This is a genomic window from Sphingomonas phyllosphaerae 5.2 (genome assembly GCF_000419605.1).
Taxonomy (GTDB): Bacteria; Pseudomonadota; Alphaproteobacteria; order Sphingomonadales; family Sphingomonadaceae; genus Sphingomonas; species Sphingomonas phyllosphaerae_B.
Window position 1 is genome coordinate 190001 of the sequence record NZ_ATTI01000001.1, and the last position, 16239, is coordinate 206239.

The following is a 16239-nucleotide window of genomic DNA, read 5'->3' on the forward strand; positions in this document are numbered from 1 at the left end:
CCAGGACATGCTCAGCGAAATTGAATTCTCCGTGAAGATGCGGAGTACCCGCGGTTAGACGGAAAGACCCCGTGCACCTTTACTGCAGCTTCAGAGTGGCAGTGGACAAGAACTGTGTAGCATAGGTGGGAGGCTTTGAAGCATCGGCGCCAGCCGGTGTGGAGCCAAAGGTGAAATACCACCCTGTTGTTGTCTATTGTCTAACCTCGTACCGTGAAACCGGTACAGGGACCCTCTGTGGCGGGTAGTTTGACTGGGGCGGTCGCCTCCTAAAGAGTAACGGAGGCGCGCGAAGGTGGGCTCAGGCCGGTTGGAAACCGGCTGTTAGAGTGCAATGGCATAAGCCCGCCTGACTGCGAGACTGACAAGTCGAGCAGAGACGAAAGTCGGTCATAGTGATCCGGTGGTCCCTCGTGGAAGGGCCATCGCTCAACGGATAAAAGGTACGCCGGGGATAACAGGCTGATAACCCCCAAGAGCTCATATCGACGGGGTTGTTTGGCACCTCGATGTCGGCTCATCACATCCTGGGGCTGGAGCAGGTCCCAAGGGTTTGGCTGTTCGCCAATTAAAGTGGTACGTGAGCTGGGTTCAGAACGTCGCGAGACAGTTTGGTCCCTATCTGCCGTGGGCGTCGAAATTTGAGAGGAGTTGACCCTAGTACGAGAGGACCGGGTTGAACGTACCTCTGGTGTACCTGTCGTCGTGCCAACGGCGCAGCAGGGTAGCTATGTACGGACGGGATAACCGCTGAAAGCATCTAAGCGGGAAGCCTCCCTCGAGATAAGATTTCTCAGGACGGTCGGAGACCACGACCTTGATAGATCGGATGTGGAAGCGCGGTAACGCGTGAAGCTAACCGATACTAATCGTCCTATTCGCGCTTGAGAGCACACACCCCCAACATCAACGTTGGATGTGGGTGACTTCCAGACAAATCATAATGTGCATCGATTTTGAACCTCCCTGGCCTCAACAACCAGGGAAAACCCCCGTATGCTGGCCCCATTGCCTGGTGGCCATAGCGTCGGTGTCCCACCCGATCCCATCCCGAACTCGGACGTGAAACCCGACCGCGCCAATGGTACTATCGCTCAAGCGATGGAAGAGTAGGTCGCCGCCAGGCATTGAAGCCAGCACACGCAAAGAACCCATCACAATCTCCAAAACACCCGGCGCGGGGTGGAGCAGCCCGGTAGCTCGTCAGGCTCATAACCTGAAGGTCACAGGTTCAAATCCTGTCCCCGCAACCAACGCTATCACAAAAGCCCCAAGCCTCGCGGCCTGGGGCTTTTGTGCGTTCGGCGCAAACGCTTCCTCTGCGAACGCCACAATCCAATAGATCGCGCGTACAATCCTACCGCCCGACGACGGCCGAGCACCAACCTCGTCGATACGCCGCCGCGCAGATCGTGTCCCTTCGCAACCGCGTGATCGTCGAAGGTCATGGCGCGCCGAACGCGGAGATCGCCCGTGCGGACAAACAAGGGTACTGCGCGGAAACTCCACTCGTTGTGACGCGGGTGTCAAGTCCTGTGCACCCAACTCCATGGCAGCGTGACGATGGCGGGAGACCGATCATACAGAAGCGCTCCAATACAAACGTACCTACGTAAGAGACTTGAGCCCGCATCCACCCGATACGTTCGAAGCATAAGCACTTGGGCTAGAGCATCGAGCGTTCAATACGGTGCATAACCGACCGCATGGAAGTGTTTCCAGCACTCGTCTGGAGAGTAGAGTTGCAGGTGCTGCCGATAGCCTTCCAGAGGTCGTCGATGGTTCGCGCGCCGATATGCCTGAGATGGGCCTTTAGCTTGGCGCGGGTCATTTCGATCGGATTGAGGTCAGGGGAGTGGGGCGGCACAGAAACCAGGCCCCTCGTTGATTGAGGGTTGCCTTGGCCTTCTCGCTTTTATGGCTGGGCAGATTGTCGAGGATGACGACATCGCCGGGATCGAGCGTGGGCGCGAGTTGGTTTCGACCCAGATTTCGAAGATCTCACGGCTCGTGGGCCGATCGATGATCCACGGTGCAGTCAGGCCGTCGTGGTGCAGGGCGTGACGAACGTCTGCGTGCCCCAATGGTTGAACGGCGGGCGTGCTCGGTAGCGCTGCCTGCGTCGTGCCCGACTGCGCAGCCGGGACATTTTCGTCGTGGTGCCGGTCTCGTCGATGAACACCAGCCGGTGCGGCTCCTGCCGCATCCGCGGCTGGCGACCGCTACGCCACGTCCGGCGTGCCAAGGCCACGCCCTCGCGACCGATCTCGTCGGCCATCAGCGTTTTTGTGACGGTATAGCCGATCGTTCGCCGGAACCGCGACCGCGATGCCGGAGGCGCCACCGCCCAAGCTCGCTCACCAATCGCGCTGCCGATTCGGGCATCGTGATGTCACCCTGTCTCGAGCCAACGGATCGGGACGCCCCGTGCGCCGCCAGCTTGCCCCCACCAGCCGGACGACGTTGCCGCGCCCGGGCCAGCGGGCCTGTCACCGCCATCCGCTGCGCCAGCCGTACGCCCGTGCTCGCGCTGGTCCCGGGACGCCGTGCCGCTGCACGCCGCGAGCCGCCACCGGCAATCTCGCCATAAACCCGCGCCCGAAGATCGCCAGAATGCGCCTTGCCCACGATCCACCTCCGCCGACGGTGGATCACAAATCAGACCCCGCGTGAATCCCGCAAGTCATACTCAGCCTCAACGCTTCTACTAAGCCCGCGGTGCGAGCACATGATGGCTCTCTCGCGCCCTGAGCTCCATCGGCCAGCGATGTTGCAACGGAGAAGGCATATCCCCGTCCTCGTGCCCGAGGATCGCGACCAGCTGCTGCGCCAGCATCAGGCCAAGGGCGTTCAGATCCAGCGTGAAGCACGTCAGGTCGGGCGACAGCGCCCGACACGTCGGGTTGTCGCGCAGTCCGATCACGGCAATATCGCGGCCGGGCTCGCGCCCCAGGCTTCGTAGCGCGCGATACGCGCCGACCGGCGCTGTCTCCCCCATCAGGAGAAGCGCTGTTGGCGGCCGATCCAGCGACATCAGCTGGCGCGTCGCCGCCTCCCCGTCGTGTTCGTCGGAGTCGCCGCGATGGATCAGACCCTCATCCACGGTGAGCCCGGCGCCGGCGAGCGCCGCGCGGTACGCCGCTATCACGACATGGCTGTTGTTGATCGTGGCGGGCGGCGCGACCAGCCCGATGCGACGGTGGTCGTCGGCGATCAGCAACGCCATGGCCTGCGCGACCAATCCCTCGAAATCGAGGTCGATCCATGCATAGTCGCTGGCGGACGCCGTCCGGCCGAGCGCGACGAAGGGAATTTTTCGTTCCAGCAGCAACGCGATCCGGGCGTCCTCGTGCTGCGTCCCGGAAAGGAGCCAGCCATCCACCGTCCCGCGAGCGATGTGGCGGCGCAGAAAGGTCTCCCCATCCTCGCCTTTGCGCGCGAGCAGGATGACTAGATCGAGGCCATGTTCGAACAGGCCGGCCTGCACGCCTTCCAGCAGCGCCATGAAGAACGGGTCGCCGTGCAGCGCGCTGTCATGTTCCAGCGTTAGCATGAACCCGACGGTCGCGGTGCGCCCGATCCGCAGCGTACGGCCGGATTGGTTCGGTGTGTAACCGAGCGTCGATGCCGCCTCCAGCACGCGCTGGCGCGTAACGGGGCTGACGTCTTTTCGATCGTTCAGCGCCCGCGACACTGTGCCGATCGATAGGCCGAGGTGCGCCGCAAGAGACCGGATATCCATAGCGCGTGATGCGGAGTGCTCCTGCCGAGCGCAAGGCTTGACACGAAAGCGCTCATCATGGACAAGCCGAAAACGTTTACGGTCAGCTAAGATCGAGCCGGGGAGAGGACACGCGTGGATACGCTAGCACTGGAAACGCGCGCCATTGCCTGGGCATATGATGGCAACTGGGTCCGGATCGAGGCGCACGGCCCCGATGGGCTGCGGGTCCGGGCGTCCACCTATGCTCAGCGCGCGCCTGCGCGGGGCGCACTGCTCGACATTGCTGCGACGGATGCGACCGTCACGCGTGATGGCGCCGTAGCGCGGATCAGCAATGGTCGGATCGTTGGCGAGATCGATCTGCAAGGTCGCTTGCGCTTCCTCGATGACGATGGCCGCGTCCTGCTGGAAGAGAAGTGGCGGCAGCGCGACACGGTCGCCAAGTTCTGGACCGTCGGCAGCGAGGCCGTGGACACGATCAGCGCGCTCGGATTGTCAGGCCGCGAATTCGAGCCGCTGCCTGGCGGCGCGGCGCGGATCACGGTGCGGTTCGAAGCCAGGCAGCACGAGCGGTTGTATGGAATGGGCCAATACCAGCAACCGAACCTCGACCTCGCCGGCTGCGTCCTCGAACTTGCGCAGCGCAATTCGCAGGCGAGCGTGCCGTTCGTCGTTTCCAGCCACGGTTATGGCTTCTTATGGAACAGTCCGGCGGTCGGTGAGGCGTGTTTCGCCGCGAACGGCGCCGTGTGGACGTCGCGAGCCGCGCACGAGATCGACTATTGGATAACCGCGGCGGAGACGCCGGCACAGATCGTTCGCAACTATGCGCAGGTCACCGGTACTGCGCCGATGATGCCGGATTATGCGTTGGGCTTGTGGCAAAGCAAGCTGCGCTACCGCACGCAGGACGAGTTGCTTTCGGTCGCACGCGACTATCACGCGCGTGGTATCCCGCTGGCAGTGATCGTCGCCGACTTCTTTCACTGGCCGGTGCAGGGCGACTGGCGCTTCGACGCGCGCGAGTGGCCCGATCCTGCCGCGATGTGTGCCGAGTTGAAGGCGATGGGCACCGAATTGCTGGTGTCGGTATGGCCCACCGTCGATGCACGCTCGGAAAATTACCCGGCGTTGGTCGAGAAGGGTTACCTGGTGCGCGCCCATCGTGGCGTCGACGTGCAGCAGGAGTTCCTGGGCAACACGCGTTTCATCGACGTGACGCACCCTGGTGCCCGCGATTTCCTGTGGCAGATGCTCAAGCGCAATTACCGTGATCATGGCGTCCGGCTGTTCTGGCTCGATGAGGCCGAGCCGGAATATGGCAAGTACGATTTCGACAACTACCGTTACCACGCCGGCGAGGTGCTGGCGGTGGGCAACGCCTATCCGCTCCATTATACGCAGGCGGTCTACGACGGCCTGCAAGCCGATGGCGAACGGGAGATCGTCAGCCTGGTCCGCTGTGCCTGGGCCGGCAGCCAGCGTTATGGCGCGCTGGTGTGGTCGGGGGACATCCACAGCTCGTTCACCGCGATGCGCAACCAGTTGAGCGCGGGACTGAACATGGCGATGGCGGGGATACCGTGGTGGACGACCGACATCGGCGGCTTCCACGGGGGTGACGTTGCGGACGCGGCGTTCCACGAGCTGATGATCCGATGGTTCCAGTGGGCGGTGTTCACGCCGGTGCTGCGGATGCACGGCCACCGCGATCCCATCACTCCGCCGGCCGAGCCGTTCCGCGATGGCGTGGCGCAATGCGACACCGGCGCAGGCAACGAATTGTGGAGCTTCGGCGAGGACGTGTTCGCGATCCTGCGTCGTTTCGCGGCCTTGCGTGAACGGTTGCGGCCGTATGTCGCGGGGCTGATGCGGACTGCGCACGAAGCGGGCGATCCGCCGATGCGGCCGATGTTCTACGACTATCCGGGCGACCCGCGCAGCTGGGACGTCGATGACCAATATATGTTCGGTCCCGATTTGCTGATCGCTCCGATCATTGCGGCCGGGCTCACCGCGCGCGACGTCTGGCTGCCGGCCGGCGAGTGGATCGACGCATGGACCGGGGCGCAGGTGACCGGTGGCGCCACGATCACCGGCGCGGCGCCGATCGAGCGGATGCCGGTGTTCGTTCGTGCCGGTGCCGTGGTCGCAGGCGCGTTTGCGGACGACGCGGCATGACGACGCTTGCAAAGCAGGGCGATGCTGCGCCGCTCGCGCCCGGGTCGACCGCGGCGGGTCGCGTGCCATTCGCGGAAAAGATCGCTTATGGCTTTGGCGATGCAGGCGGCACCGTCATCACCGGCCTGATCGCCAACTTCCTGACCTTCTATTACACCGACATCTTCGGGATCGCGCCCGGCGTGGTCGGCATCCTGTTCCTGTCGTTGCGCATCTTCGATGCTATCTCCGATCCGCTGATCGGGGTCGCGGCCGACCGGACCAAGACGCGCTGGGGACAGTTCCGCCCGTACCTGTTGTGGACCGCGATACCGGTCGGGTTCTGTTGCTTCCTGACCTTCCAGTCGCCCGACCTCGGACGGGACGGGAAGGTTGCCTATGCCGCGATCACCTACTTCCTCCTCGCTTTGTCCTACTCGCTCAACAACGTCCCTTACTGCGCGCTCATCACCCGCATGACGGACAGCGCAACCGAGGGCGTGGCGTGCCAGTCGGTGCGGTTCGCGATGGTGGCGGTCGCCTCGTTCGGCGTGTCGGTCGGGCTGCCGATCATGGTTCGCGAACTGGGCGGCGGCGATCTGGCACGCGGTTACCGCGACGGCGTGGCGATCCTGAGCATCGCCGCCGTCGTGATGTTCCTGATCTGCTTCCTGTTCGTGCGTGAGCGTGTGGACTTCGCCGCCTCCGAGACGCCGCCGCTGCGTACCGCCATCGCCAACACGCTGCGTAACGACCAGCTGCGCATCACCTTCGGCATGACGCTGATGTTGATCGCGATCTTCAACACCAAGGGCGGCGCGGCGCTGTACTTCATCACCTACGTCCTCAACGGCGGGACGACCTATCAGGCCTTCTTCTTCGGGATCGCCACGATCGGCGGGTTCGTCGGCTCGATCGTCGTTACCTTTTTCACCCGTCGCTACGATGTGCGGACGATCTATATCTGGGTGAACCTGATCCTGGTCGCCGGGCATTTCGCGGCCTTTTTCGTCCCGGGCGATTACTCGACCTTGTGGCTGGTGCTGGTCGGGCTGTGTTGCGTGGTGCTCGGCTGCACGCTGCCGCTGCACTTCACGTTGATCCAGCTGGCCGATCAATATGGCGAGTGGAAGCTGGGGATGCGTTCCTCGGGGATGAGCTTCGCCTTCAACCAGTTCTTCGTGAAGCTTGCCTGGGCAGTCGCTGGCGCGCTCATCAGCGGGGTGCTGGTGCTGGTGTCGTACAAGGCGGGGGTTGGCAACCAGACGCCGCTGTCGCTTGCCGGCATCCGCGCGCTGTCGACCGTCATCCCGGGGCTGATGCACCTGTTGCTGGCCTTCCTCGTCAGCCGGCTGGTCCTGGACGGCCCCACCATCGCCCGCATGAACGCCGCGCGCGCCGCATGACCATGTCCTTCTTGTCTCCGTCAGGATCTCGCACGATGCGCCACCTCTTCCTTGCCGGCCTGCTCGCCACCGCCGCTGCGCCCGCGCTGGCACGTGGCGCCGCCGAGACGCTGACCGTCGACATGAGCAGCGATACGGGCGCGTTCCATGGCGGGGCGTCCGGGACGCTCTACGGCCTGTACGACGCGCGCCTGCCGCACCCCAATCTGATCGAGGGCATCGACCTGCGTACCGTGTCGACGAAAGCGCAGGACGGACCGCAGCACCCGGGCGCCGACGCGCTCGAAGTATCGACGCTGCTCACCGATGCCTCGGGTGGCGACACCTACATCTACATGAGCGATATCTTCCGTGAATTTCCCTACCGCTGGAAGAACGGCGACTGCGCGCAATCCGTAACCAACTATATCGCCGTCCTGCGCCGTCAGGCCGAACAGCTTCGCAGCATGCCGGCGCGCTATCGTGAACGCATCGTGTTCGTGCCGTTCAACGAGCCCGACGGCAACATGTTCGGCACCGATGCCAAGAGCTGTACGGGCGTCAGCTGGCTCAAGGAGCCCAAGGTGTTCTTCAATGCCTGGGACCGCGCGGTGCGCGCGTTACGGCAGGCGATGCCGGGAACGCGGATCGCGGGGCCGAACACCAGCATCCTGTTCGATGAGGTCGAGGGCTTCATGCGCCATGCGATCGCCGCGGATACCGTACCGGACATCGTCACGTGGCACGAACTGAGCAATCCCGCCGCCGTGCGTACGAGTGTCCGCCGGTATCGCGCATGGGAGGATACGCTGTTCGCGGCGACGAAGTGGCAGGGACGCCACCTGCCGATCAACATCAACGAATACGCATATAACTATCACACGTCGGTTCCCGGCCAGATGATCCAGTGGATCGCCGCGATCGAGGATGCGAAGGTCGACGCCGACATCGCCTATTGGAACATCGACGGTAACCTGAGCGACAGTGCCGTGCAGGCGAACCGCGGCAACGGGCAATGGTGGCTGCTCAACGCCTATGCGACGATGAGCGGGCACACGCTGGACGTGACGCCGCCACACCGGGACGAAAGCTATACACTGCAGGGCGTCGCCTCCCTTGATCCGGCGCGGCGCGAGGCGCGCTTGCTGCTGGGCGGTAAGAGCGGGGCCGCCACCGTCGAGATGACCAAGATGCCGTCATCATTCGGCGCCAATGCACGGGTGCGCGTCCGCGAGATCGGCTGGAGCGGGCAGCTCGGTGATTCCGCGCCACCTGCCGTGATCGCCGACCGGCTGGTTCGGGTGGAAGGCGACACGATCAGCGTGGCGTTCGGTCGCGACGGGCTGCCGGAGCTGCGCGAAGAATCGGCCTATGAGCTGGTCGTCACTGCCGGCACCGCCGCCCCGCCGTCGCCGTTCGTACCCTGGCGGCAGGATTACGAGGCCGAAGCGGCGACGCGTCGCGGCAGCGGACTGAAGCGGCGCGGACCGGAAGGCTCCCCGAAGGACGTCGCGCGCTTCCACACGTCCGGCGGCTATTCGATCGAGGGATTCACGACGGGTGTCGAGGCGGCGCTGGACTTCGCGGTCGAGGTGCCACGGGACGGCCGCTACGACCTGCGCGTGCTCGCCAGCACCTTCAACAAGGATCCGCTGGCGACCGCACAGGGGCCGACCAACGTTTTCCTTCTGGTCGACGGCAAGGATGCCGGCGAACTGTACCTGCCGCTCGGCTACAAGCCATCCGTGCTGGATCACGCCGATACGGTGGTGACGCTGGCGAAGGGGCGGCACGTCCTGACGCTGGCGACGCGCAACCAGGATGGGCGAGGCCGGACGCAGGGCAATGCGCTGGTCGACCGGATCACGCTGAGCGAGGCCGCGCGCGGCGGCGCGACGCGAGACTACGACGTACGCGACGCGATGCTGACGGGCGCCGCACCGGGCGGGGACGCCGTGTCGCTGCCATCGGGCGCGCAGGCGACCTTCTGGGTCTATGCGCGCAGCGATGGCCCGATGCGGCTCACCCCGCAGCTGGCTGGCGGGCGTGCGACGCTGAAGGTCAACGGGCGTGCGGTACCGGGCGACGAGGCGTTCCTGCTGGGCGGGATCAACAAGGTGGTGGTGGTCGGCGGCGCGGGCACGCGGCTGCGCGGATTGCGCACCGGCGAGGTGCCGGGCAGCGCAGCGCGCAGCTACGAAGCGGAAGCCGCGCAACTCGCCGGTACCGCGCGCATCGCCGCGGCATCGCTGGCCAGCGGCGGGAAGGCCGTGGTCGACATCGGGGGCGCGCCGGGCAACGGCAACACGTTGACCTTCCCCGACGTGCGGGTCGCGCGCGCCGGCAGCTATGCGTTGACGGTGCGCTTCGCAAACGACGAGCAATCGAAGGCGACGCATTACAATCCCGATCCGCTGGCGCGGATCGCACGCATCTCCGTCAACGGCGCGGCGCCCGTGCTGGCGACCTTCCCCAACAGCTTTCACCGCAACAATTGGTGGGAGATGACGGTGCCCGTGACGTTGCGCGCCGGCACCAACACGATCCGCGTCGCGGGCGAGGAACATCCGAACTGGGACGGCAAGACCTATGCGTCGCGGGTCTGGCCGGACGTGCTGCTGCGCTCGCGCTTCGCTCCCGACATCGACCGGATCACGATTACGCCGATGCCGTGACGACAACGATCACGGTGAAAACAGAAACGACAAAAAGGAGGGACGATCATGACCATGAAGACGACCGTACGGCTACTGATGTCCAGCGCCGCCCTGGCGATGACGATCGGCGCGGCCGCTGCCGCCGCGCAAACCGCACCGGTACAGGACGGAGCGATCGCCGGGGAGCCGGGCCGCACGCCGCCGTCCGGCGATGACGCGACGGCGCCGCCTGCGTCCGCAACCGGCGACATCGTCGTCACCGGTATCCGGCAAAGCCTGGGCAGCGCGCAGAACATCAAGCGCAATTCCGACGCCATCGTCGACGCGCTGGTCGCCGAGGACATCGGCAAGTTCCCCGACAACAACGCTTCGGAGGCGATCGCCCGCATCACCGGCGTCCAGGTCACCCGCTACACCGACGAGGCGAACGGTGTGCTCATCCGCGGCCTGCCGAACGTGCAGACGACCGTGAACGGTCGCGAGATCTTCACGGCCGACGGTCGTTCGGTGGCGATCCAGGACTTTCCCGCGCAGGCGGTGGCGCGGGTCGATGTCTTCAAGGCGGTCACCGCACAGAATCTCGAGGGCGGGATTGCCGGGTTGATCGATGTCGGCCTGCGCCGCCCGTTCGACTTCAAGGGTTTTCAGCTCGCCGGTGCCGCGCGCGGCGTCTACAATACCGAAAGTCGCAAGCTCGACCCGATCGGCAGCCTGCTCGTCAGCGATCGTTGGCAGACCGGTATCGGCGAGATCGGCGCCTTGCTCAACGTGTCCTTCACGCAGACCCGCTACCTCAATTCGATCCGCTATCAGGGCTTCCAGGACAATGTGCCGGCTGCGCAGGCGGTGCTGCCGGCCTCGGTCGGTCGCAACTTCACGTTCCCGCAGGACATCGGCCTGTTCTACGCACGCGGTAACCGGCAGCGCCCATCGGTCAACGGATCGCTGCAATGGCAGCCGGCCGATAACCTGATGATCTATGCCGACGGTCTGTGGCAGGCCTACCGGAACAAGAACAACAACGACTTCTTCGGCCTACCCATCCAGGCCAGCACCACGGGCAGCACGCCGCCGGCCGTCCGTAATGCGGTACTGACCGGCGACGGCACCACCCTCCAGTCTTTCGACATGGACCTGGGCATCGTCAACGGTCCCACCAAGGAAGGCGGACGCGGGCGGACAGATACGTTCCAGGGCGCGTTGGGTGCGCGCTGGGAGCTGGGCAATGCGGTCTTCACGACCGATCTGGCCTATACGAAGTCGATCGTCGACAACACGTTCTTCCGGTTCGAGACGCAATTGGCCAATCCGCTGTCGATCGCGGTTCGCCTGAACGCCGATCGCGGCGTCGACTTCGTTCCGAGCGGCGTCGATTTCGCCGATCCCGCCAGCTACCTCATGCGCGGCTTCTACGAAAACCGGAATCGTTCGACCGGCGACCAGTGGCAGTGGACGGGCAACATGGACCTGGAGACGGGATCGTCGCTGTTTCCGCGCTTCAAGTTCGGCCTGCGCTACGCCAACCGCAACGCCTCCTCCACGTACGGTGATCGCGACGCCAGGCTGGCGGGATTGCGTGATCCGATCTCGCGCGTGCCCGGTGTGTCCGAAGGCGGGATCATCGAGCCCGGTTTCCATGGCGACGACGCGCAGAAGTTCCGGTCGTGGTTCGCGCCGAACTCGAACATACTCAACGACAGGCTGGACGACGTGCGCGGCTACATCCGCGACGCGCTGCTCCGCAGCAATGCGGGTGCAGGGGCGCGGGAAGCATGGGAGTCCGAACGGCCGATGCTCAATCCGCTATCCGCGTTCGCCGCGCGGGAGCAGGTGTTCAGCGGTTATGCGCAGGTCGATTACGCCTTCGATATCGGCATACCGGTCGACGGGGTGATCGGGACACGGATGGTGATCACGCGCAATCGGCTGGACGGCACCAATTCGTTGCCGATCCCCGGCACGAACCAGACACAGTTGGTACCGATCGCGTCGTCGACGCAATATGTCGACGTGCTGCCGAACATCAGTGCGCAGCTGCACTTCACCGATCGCCTGAAGCTGCGTCTGTCGCGCACCGAAGCGCTGACCCGGCCCGGCTTCAACCAGATCAATCCGACGCTCACCATCCAGCAGGGGACGATCGGCGGAAACATCTCGTTCACCGGGAACGGCGGCAATCCGGAACTGCAGCCGATCCGTTCCGACAATTACGACGCCTCGCTGGAATATTACTTCTCGCGCACCGGATCGGTGACGGTCGCAGGCTTCTATCGGAAGATCGAGGGCTTCATCAATTCGCTGCCCAGCAAGGTGACGGTCGCGCCGTTCGGCGACATCCTCGTCTACCGTCCGACGAACTCGGCGTCCGGTAACATCAAGGGCATCGAAGCTGCCGCGACTACCTTCTTCGATTTCCTGCCGGGTGCGTTGCGCGGGTTCGGTGCGCAGGCCAATTTCACCTATATCGACGGGGAGCAGGTGGTCCCGGCGGCGGAGAATTTCGCGGGTGGTCGCAACACCTTGCCCGGGGTGTCGAAGTACAGCTTCAACGTGATCGGGCTATATGAACTCGGCCCGAGCAGCGTGCGGCTCGCTTACAATTACCGCAGCGCCAACGTGGACGGCTTCGGTGCGCCGGGCGTGTTCACGACCGTCTATTCGGACGCCGTCGGGCGGCTGGATCTGTCGGCAAGCTACAATCTCAACGACAACATCACGCTGACCGTGGACGCAACGAACCTTCTGCGCACACCCTACCACAGCTACGTCAAGGACGCGCGCTACCCGCGCGACGTGCGTTGGGAAGCCAGCCTGCTCTCGGCAGGAGTTCGCTTCCGCTTCTAGGGCGCGAAGACGAGCGGGCGCTACATCGGTATGGCTGGCGAGCCGAAGCGGTTGCTTCGGCTCGTCGGCTGGGCGCCACAACTGTCCGCGGCATATCACAGGGATCGAGGGATCGAAGTGCAGGGCGAACCGTCCGATCGCATGATCCGGATCGCCGGGATCACGATAGATGCTCGGTGAGCGCGTCAAGAAACAGGCGCACCTTTCGCGGGATGAGCCGCCGTGTCGGCAGCACCGCCCATATGCCCTGATCCGGTACGATGCCGTCGCTCAGGCTGATCTCCTGTAGCCTCCCGGAGACGAGGTCTTCGCGCACGTTCCATTCCGACAGTTGCACGATGCCGAGCCCGAGGATGCTCGCTTCGTGCAGTGCCTCCATGCTGTCCGCGGAGAAGCGCCCGGTGATCGCCTGTCGAATGGTTTTTCCCGATCGTTCCAGCGTCCAGTGCCGGGCGGCGGGAACGGCAAGGCATTCATGATCGCGCAACCCGGACACCGTGGTGGGGGTGCCCCGCCGCGCGAGATAGGCGGGTGCGGCGTATAGGCCGCGCGCGTTGTCGGCCAGTCGGCGCGCGACCAGGGTGCTGTCGCGCAATTCCCCGAAGCGGATCGCGACGTCGACACCCTGCGCAGCGATATCCACCACCGCATCGCTGAGCAGCAGCTCGACCTTGACCCGCGGGTGGGCGGCGAGGAAGCGCACGAGCATCGGCGTCACGACCTTGCGGCCGAACGGAACCGAGGCCGCAACCCGCAGCAGCCCGCCTGCGCCTTCGTCGTCGCCGGCAACGGCGGCGCGCGCGTCCTCGGCATGGGCGAGGATCGCCTCTGCATGGGGCAGGAACGCCTCGCCTTCCGGCGTCAGCGAAAGTGATCGCGTCGTTCGATGCACCAGCCGGGCACCCACTTCGGCTTCGAGCGCCGCGAGCCGGCGCGACGCGACCAATGGCGTCAACCCCAACCGACGCCCGGCCGCCGACAGGCTCCCCTGCTGCACGGCTTCGATCAGGACGGCGATGTCGGCCAGCTCCAGCATATCTTCGTATGATAAGCCGGCTGATCGAATGGCGCTACTTATGCTTCGCGGCGACAGGGTCCAGATGGGGGCAGATCGCTGCATACCCAGGAGGTCCGTATGACACCCACCGCACACGCCGCCGAGACGGGACCGAGGCCACGGCTCCGTTCCGGGCTGAACTTCTCGATGGCGGTCGCCGCCGGGGTCGCCGTCGCCAACATCTATTATAATCAGCCGATGCTGGGGATCATGGAGCAGGACCTGCCCGGCACCGCCACCAGCTTCGTGCCGACCGCGACGCAGCTCGGCTATGCGGCGGGGCTCTTCCTGCTGGTGCCGCTGGGCGATCTGGTCGAGCGCAAGCGCCTGATCGTCCTGCAGTTCGGGGGACTTGCGCTCGCGCTGACCATTGCGGCGATGGCGCCCGGCGCAGCGCTGGTGATCCTTGCCTCGCTGCTCGTGGGTATCCTCGCGACCGTCGCGCAGCAGATCGTGCCGCTCGCGGCGCATCTGGCGACGCCGGAGCGGCGCGGGGCGACGGTCGGCACGGTGATGGCCGGGCTGCTGTGCGGCATCCTGCTCAGCCGGACACTCGCCGGCTTCGTCGCCACGCATGCCGGGTGGCGCGAGATGTTCTGGCTTGGCGTGCCGCTGGCGGTCGGCGCCGGTGCAGTGATGGCGGCGGTGCTGCCGCGCAGCGCACCGGACACGACGCACAGCTACGGCTCGCTGCTCCGGTCGCTCGGCGGTCTCTGGTCCGGGTTCGCCGCCTTGCGCACCGCGGCGATCACGCAGGCGTTGCTGTTCGCCGGCTTCAGCGCGTTCTGGACGATCCTCGCATTGCACCTGCAGGAACCACGCTTCTCGCTCGGTGCAGACGTCGCCGGGCTGTTCGGCATCGTCGGTGCCGTCGGCGTCCTCGCCGCGCCAGTGGCAGGCCGGATCGCCGACAGGCGCGGGCCGCAACTCGTCATCCTGCTCGGTGCGGCGCTGACGCTGTTCGCCTGGCTGGTATTCGGTGTCCTCGGGTCGATCGCGGGCCTCGTCGTCGGCGTCATCCTGCTCGACTTCGGCGTGCAGAGCGCGCTCGTCTCCAACCAGCATGTCGTCTACGCGCTGCGCCCCGAGGCGCGGGCGCGGCTGAACACCATCTTCATGGGCGCGATGTTCCTGGGTGGTGCGGCGGGCTCCGCCGGCGCGACCTTCGCGTGGAACGCCGCCGGCTGGAGCGCGGTCGTCATGCTCGGCATCGTCCTGTCCGCAGCCGGCGTGCTGATCCAGCTCGTCCATTCGAAGCGGGAGCGCTGAGCCATGCGGGTTGTGATCGCCGGCGGATCGATGGCCGGACTGTTCGCCGCGGCGCTGCTGCGTAAGGCGGGGCATGACGTCCACGTCTACGAACGGTCGCACGCCGGTCTCGAAGGACGCGGCGCGGGGCTGGTCGCCCAGCAGGAGGTGTTCGACCTTCTGCACGAGATCGGACGGGACGAGGTTGCGCAGCTGGGCGTGGTCGCGAAGGAACGGATCACGCTCGCCTCGGATGGGACGATCGCAGCGGCCGGGGGACCGCCGCAGATGCAGATATCCTGGGATCACCTCTATGTGGCGACCCGGATGCAGATCCCGGACGAGGCCTATCATCTCGGGCGCGGCGCGATCGGCGCAGGGCAGGACGCCGCCGGCGCGTGGCTGGAGCTCGACCATGGCGAACGTATCCGTGCCGATCTCGTCATCGGTGCGGACGGCATCGGTTCGGCGGTCCGTCGATCGATGATGCCCGACGCCCCCGGCCCGCGCTATACCGGCTATGTGGCGTGGCGGGCGCTCGTACCGGAACGGTTGTTGCCGGTGTCGGCGGCGGATGTGCTGTCGGACCGCTTCGCCTTCTTCCACCTGCCCGGCGGTCAGGCGCTCGGCTATACCGTCACCGGCGCGAACGGAGAGCTGACACCGGGGCAGCGGCGCTACAATGCCGTCTGGTATCGCACCACGCCCGATCTCGCGGCGACGCTGACTGATCGGGACGGCCGCGTTCACCCCTATTCGCTGCCGCCCGGTGCCGTGCGCGCCGATGCCGTGCAGGAGGTGATCGCATCGGCACGTGCAGTGCTGCCGCGGCCATTCGCGACCGTGTTCGCGGCGGAGTCGCAGCCGTTCGTGCAGGCGATCTTCGACATGGAGATCGCGCGGATGGTCGAGGGGCGGCTCGCGCTGATCGGCGATGCGGCCTTCGTGGCGCGTCCACATACCGCGATGGGCGTCGCCAAGGCAGCCGGTGACGCGATGGCGCTCGCCCGGGCCGTGGATCTGGGATGGACGCCCGAGGCGCGACGCGCGTTCGAAGCCGTACGGTTGCGGACGGGTCACGCCATCGTGGACTATGGCCGACGCCTGGGCGCCTCGCTCGGCTAGGCCCGCTCGGCACGTTCCCGCCGCGGGAACGTGCCGGGC

Annotated in this window: 8 protein-coding genes, 1 tRNA gene, 2 rRNA genes and 2 pseudogenes (1 of these 13 running past the window's edge); 9 read left to right on the forward strand and 4 right to left on the reverse strand. The window is 65.6% G+C overall.

Annotated elements, in window-relative coordinates; genetic code table 11:
* The 3 genes from SPHPHY_RS0101010 to SPHPHY_RS0101020 all read left to right on the forward strand — a co-directional run.
* A 23S ribosomal RNA gene (locus SPHPHY_RS0101010) occupies window positions 1–889 on the forward strand (it extends 1892 nt beyond the left edge of the window).
* Between the two features lie 122 nt (window positions 890–1011).
* Window positions 1012–1126 (forward strand): 5S ribosomal RNA (rrf, locus tag SPHPHY_RS0101015).
* A gap of 50 nt (window positions 1127–1176) precedes the next feature.
* Window positions 1177–1253 (forward strand) — tRNA-Met (locus SPHPHY_RS0101020).
* A 429-nt stretch (window positions 1254–1682) separates the two neighbouring features.
* Here the strand turns inward: SPHPHY_RS0101020 and SPHPHY_RS21120 are convergent.
* The 3 genes and pseudogenes from SPHPHY_RS21120 to SPHPHY_RS22725 form a co-directional block, all read right to left on the reverse strand.
* A pseudogene (locus tag SPHPHY_RS21120) lies at window positions 1683–2628 on the reverse strand (IS630 family transposase).
* Window positions 2629–2707: 79 nt separating this feature from the next.
* Complete coding sequence (locus SPHPHY_RS0101030; RefSeq protein ID WP_231370316.1) at window positions 2708–3505, reverse strand: substrate-binding domain-containing protein; 798 nt, start codon at window positions 3503–3505, stop codon at window positions 2708–2710.
* A 108-nt stretch (window positions 3506–3613) separates the two neighbouring features.
* Window positions 3614–3742 (reverse strand): annotated as a pseudogene (locus tag SPHPHY_RS22725) (LacI family DNA-binding transcriptional regulator); the annotation flags it as partial.
* Window positions 3743–3856: 114 nt separating this feature from the next.
* Here SPHPHY_RS22725 and SPHPHY_RS0101035 point away from each other — a divergent pair.
* From SPHPHY_RS0101035 to SPHPHY_RS0101050, 4 genes are read left to right on the forward strand one after another with little or no spacing between them, the layout of a single operon-like run.
* The gene (locus SPHPHY_RS0101035; RefSeq protein WP_022684858.1) at window positions 3857–5905 is read left to right on the forward strand and encodes a TIM-barrel domain-containing protein; all 2049 of its coding nucleotides are present in this window, start codon (window positions 3857–3859) and stop codon (window positions 5903–5905) included.
* Window positions 5902–7290, forward strand: a complete 1389-nt coding sequence (locus tag SPHPHY_RS0101040; protein WP_022684859.1) for an MFS transporter — start codon at window positions 5902–5904, stop codon at window positions 7288–7290. The genes SPHPHY_RS0101035 and SPHPHY_RS0101040 overlap by 4 nt, the downstream gene beginning before the upstream one ends.
* Before the next feature lie 35 nt (window positions 7291–7325).
* A complete protein-coding gene (locus SPHPHY_RS0101045; protein WP_022684860.1) occupies window positions 7326–9944 on the forward strand; it encodes a cellulosome enzyme in 2619 nt (872 codons plus the stop codon).
* Between the two features lie 48 nt (window positions 9945–9992).
* Window positions 9993–12770: a TonB-dependent receptor gene (locus SPHPHY_RS0101050; protein WP_081645185.1), complete on the forward strand. Its 2778-nt coding sequence runs from the start codon at window positions 9993–9995 to the stop codon at window positions 12768–12770.
* A 160-nt stretch (window positions 12771–12930) separates the two neighbouring features.
* Here the strand turns inward: SPHPHY_RS0101050 and SPHPHY_RS0101055 are convergent, their stop codons facing one another.
* Window positions 12931–13890 carry a LysR family transcriptional regulator gene (locus SPHPHY_RS0101055; RefSeq protein WP_231370318.1) on the reverse strand — a complete coding sequence of 320 codons (960 nt, stop codon included), beginning with the start codon at window positions 13888–13890 and terminating at the stop codon, window positions 12931–12933.
* A 15-nt stretch (window positions 13891–13905) separates the two neighbouring features.
* On the opposite strand from SPHPHY_RS0101055, the gene SPHPHY_RS0101060 reads away from it, so the two are divergent.
* On the forward strand, window positions 13906–15096 hold the full coding sequence (locus SPHPHY_RS0101060) for an MFS transporter (RefSeq protein WP_022684863.1): 1191 nt from the start codon (window positions 13906–13908) through the stop codon (window positions 15094–15096).
* A gap of 3 nt (window positions 15097–15099) precedes the next feature.
* On the forward strand, window positions 15100–16200 hold the full coding sequence (locus SPHPHY_RS0101065) for an FAD-dependent monooxygenase (RefSeq protein WP_022684864.1): 1101 nt from the start codon (window positions 15100–15102) through the stop codon (window positions 16198–16200).
* The last annotated feature ends 39 nt before the right edge of the window (window positions 16201–16239 follow it).

Excerpts from the sequence above, each read along its gene's own strand:
- SPHPHY_RS0101030 (WP_231370316.1), bottom strand. The coding sequence starts at position 3,505 with ATGGCGCTGCTGGAAGGCGTGCAGGCCGGCCTGTTCGAACATGGCCTC.
- SPHPHY_RS0101040 (WP_022684859.1), top strand. The coding sequence starts at position 5,902 with ATGACGACGCTTGCAAAGCAGGGCGATGCTGCGCCGCTCGCGCCCGGG.
- SPHPHY_RS0101045 (WP_022684860.1), top strand. The coding sequence starts at position 7,326 with ATGCGCCACCTCTTCCTTGCCGGCCTGCTCGCCACCGCCGCTGCGCCC.
- SPHPHY_RS0101050 (WP_081645185.1), top strand. The coding sequence starts at position 9,993 with ATGACCATGAAGACGACCGTACGGCTACTGATGTCCAGCGCCGCCCTG.
- SPHPHY_RS0101055 (WP_231370318.1), bottom strand. The coding sequence starts at position 13,890 with ATGCAGCGATCTGCCCCCATCTGGACCCTGTCGCCGCGAAGCATAAGT.
- SPHPHY_RS0101060 (WP_022684863.1), top strand. The coding sequence starts at position 13,906 with ATGACACCCACCGCACACGCCGCCGAGACGGGACCGAGGCCACGGCTC.
- SPHPHY_RS0101065 (WP_022684864.1), top strand. The coding sequence starts at position 15,100 with ATGCGGGTTGTGATCGCCGGCGGATCGATGGCCGGACTGTTCGCCGCG.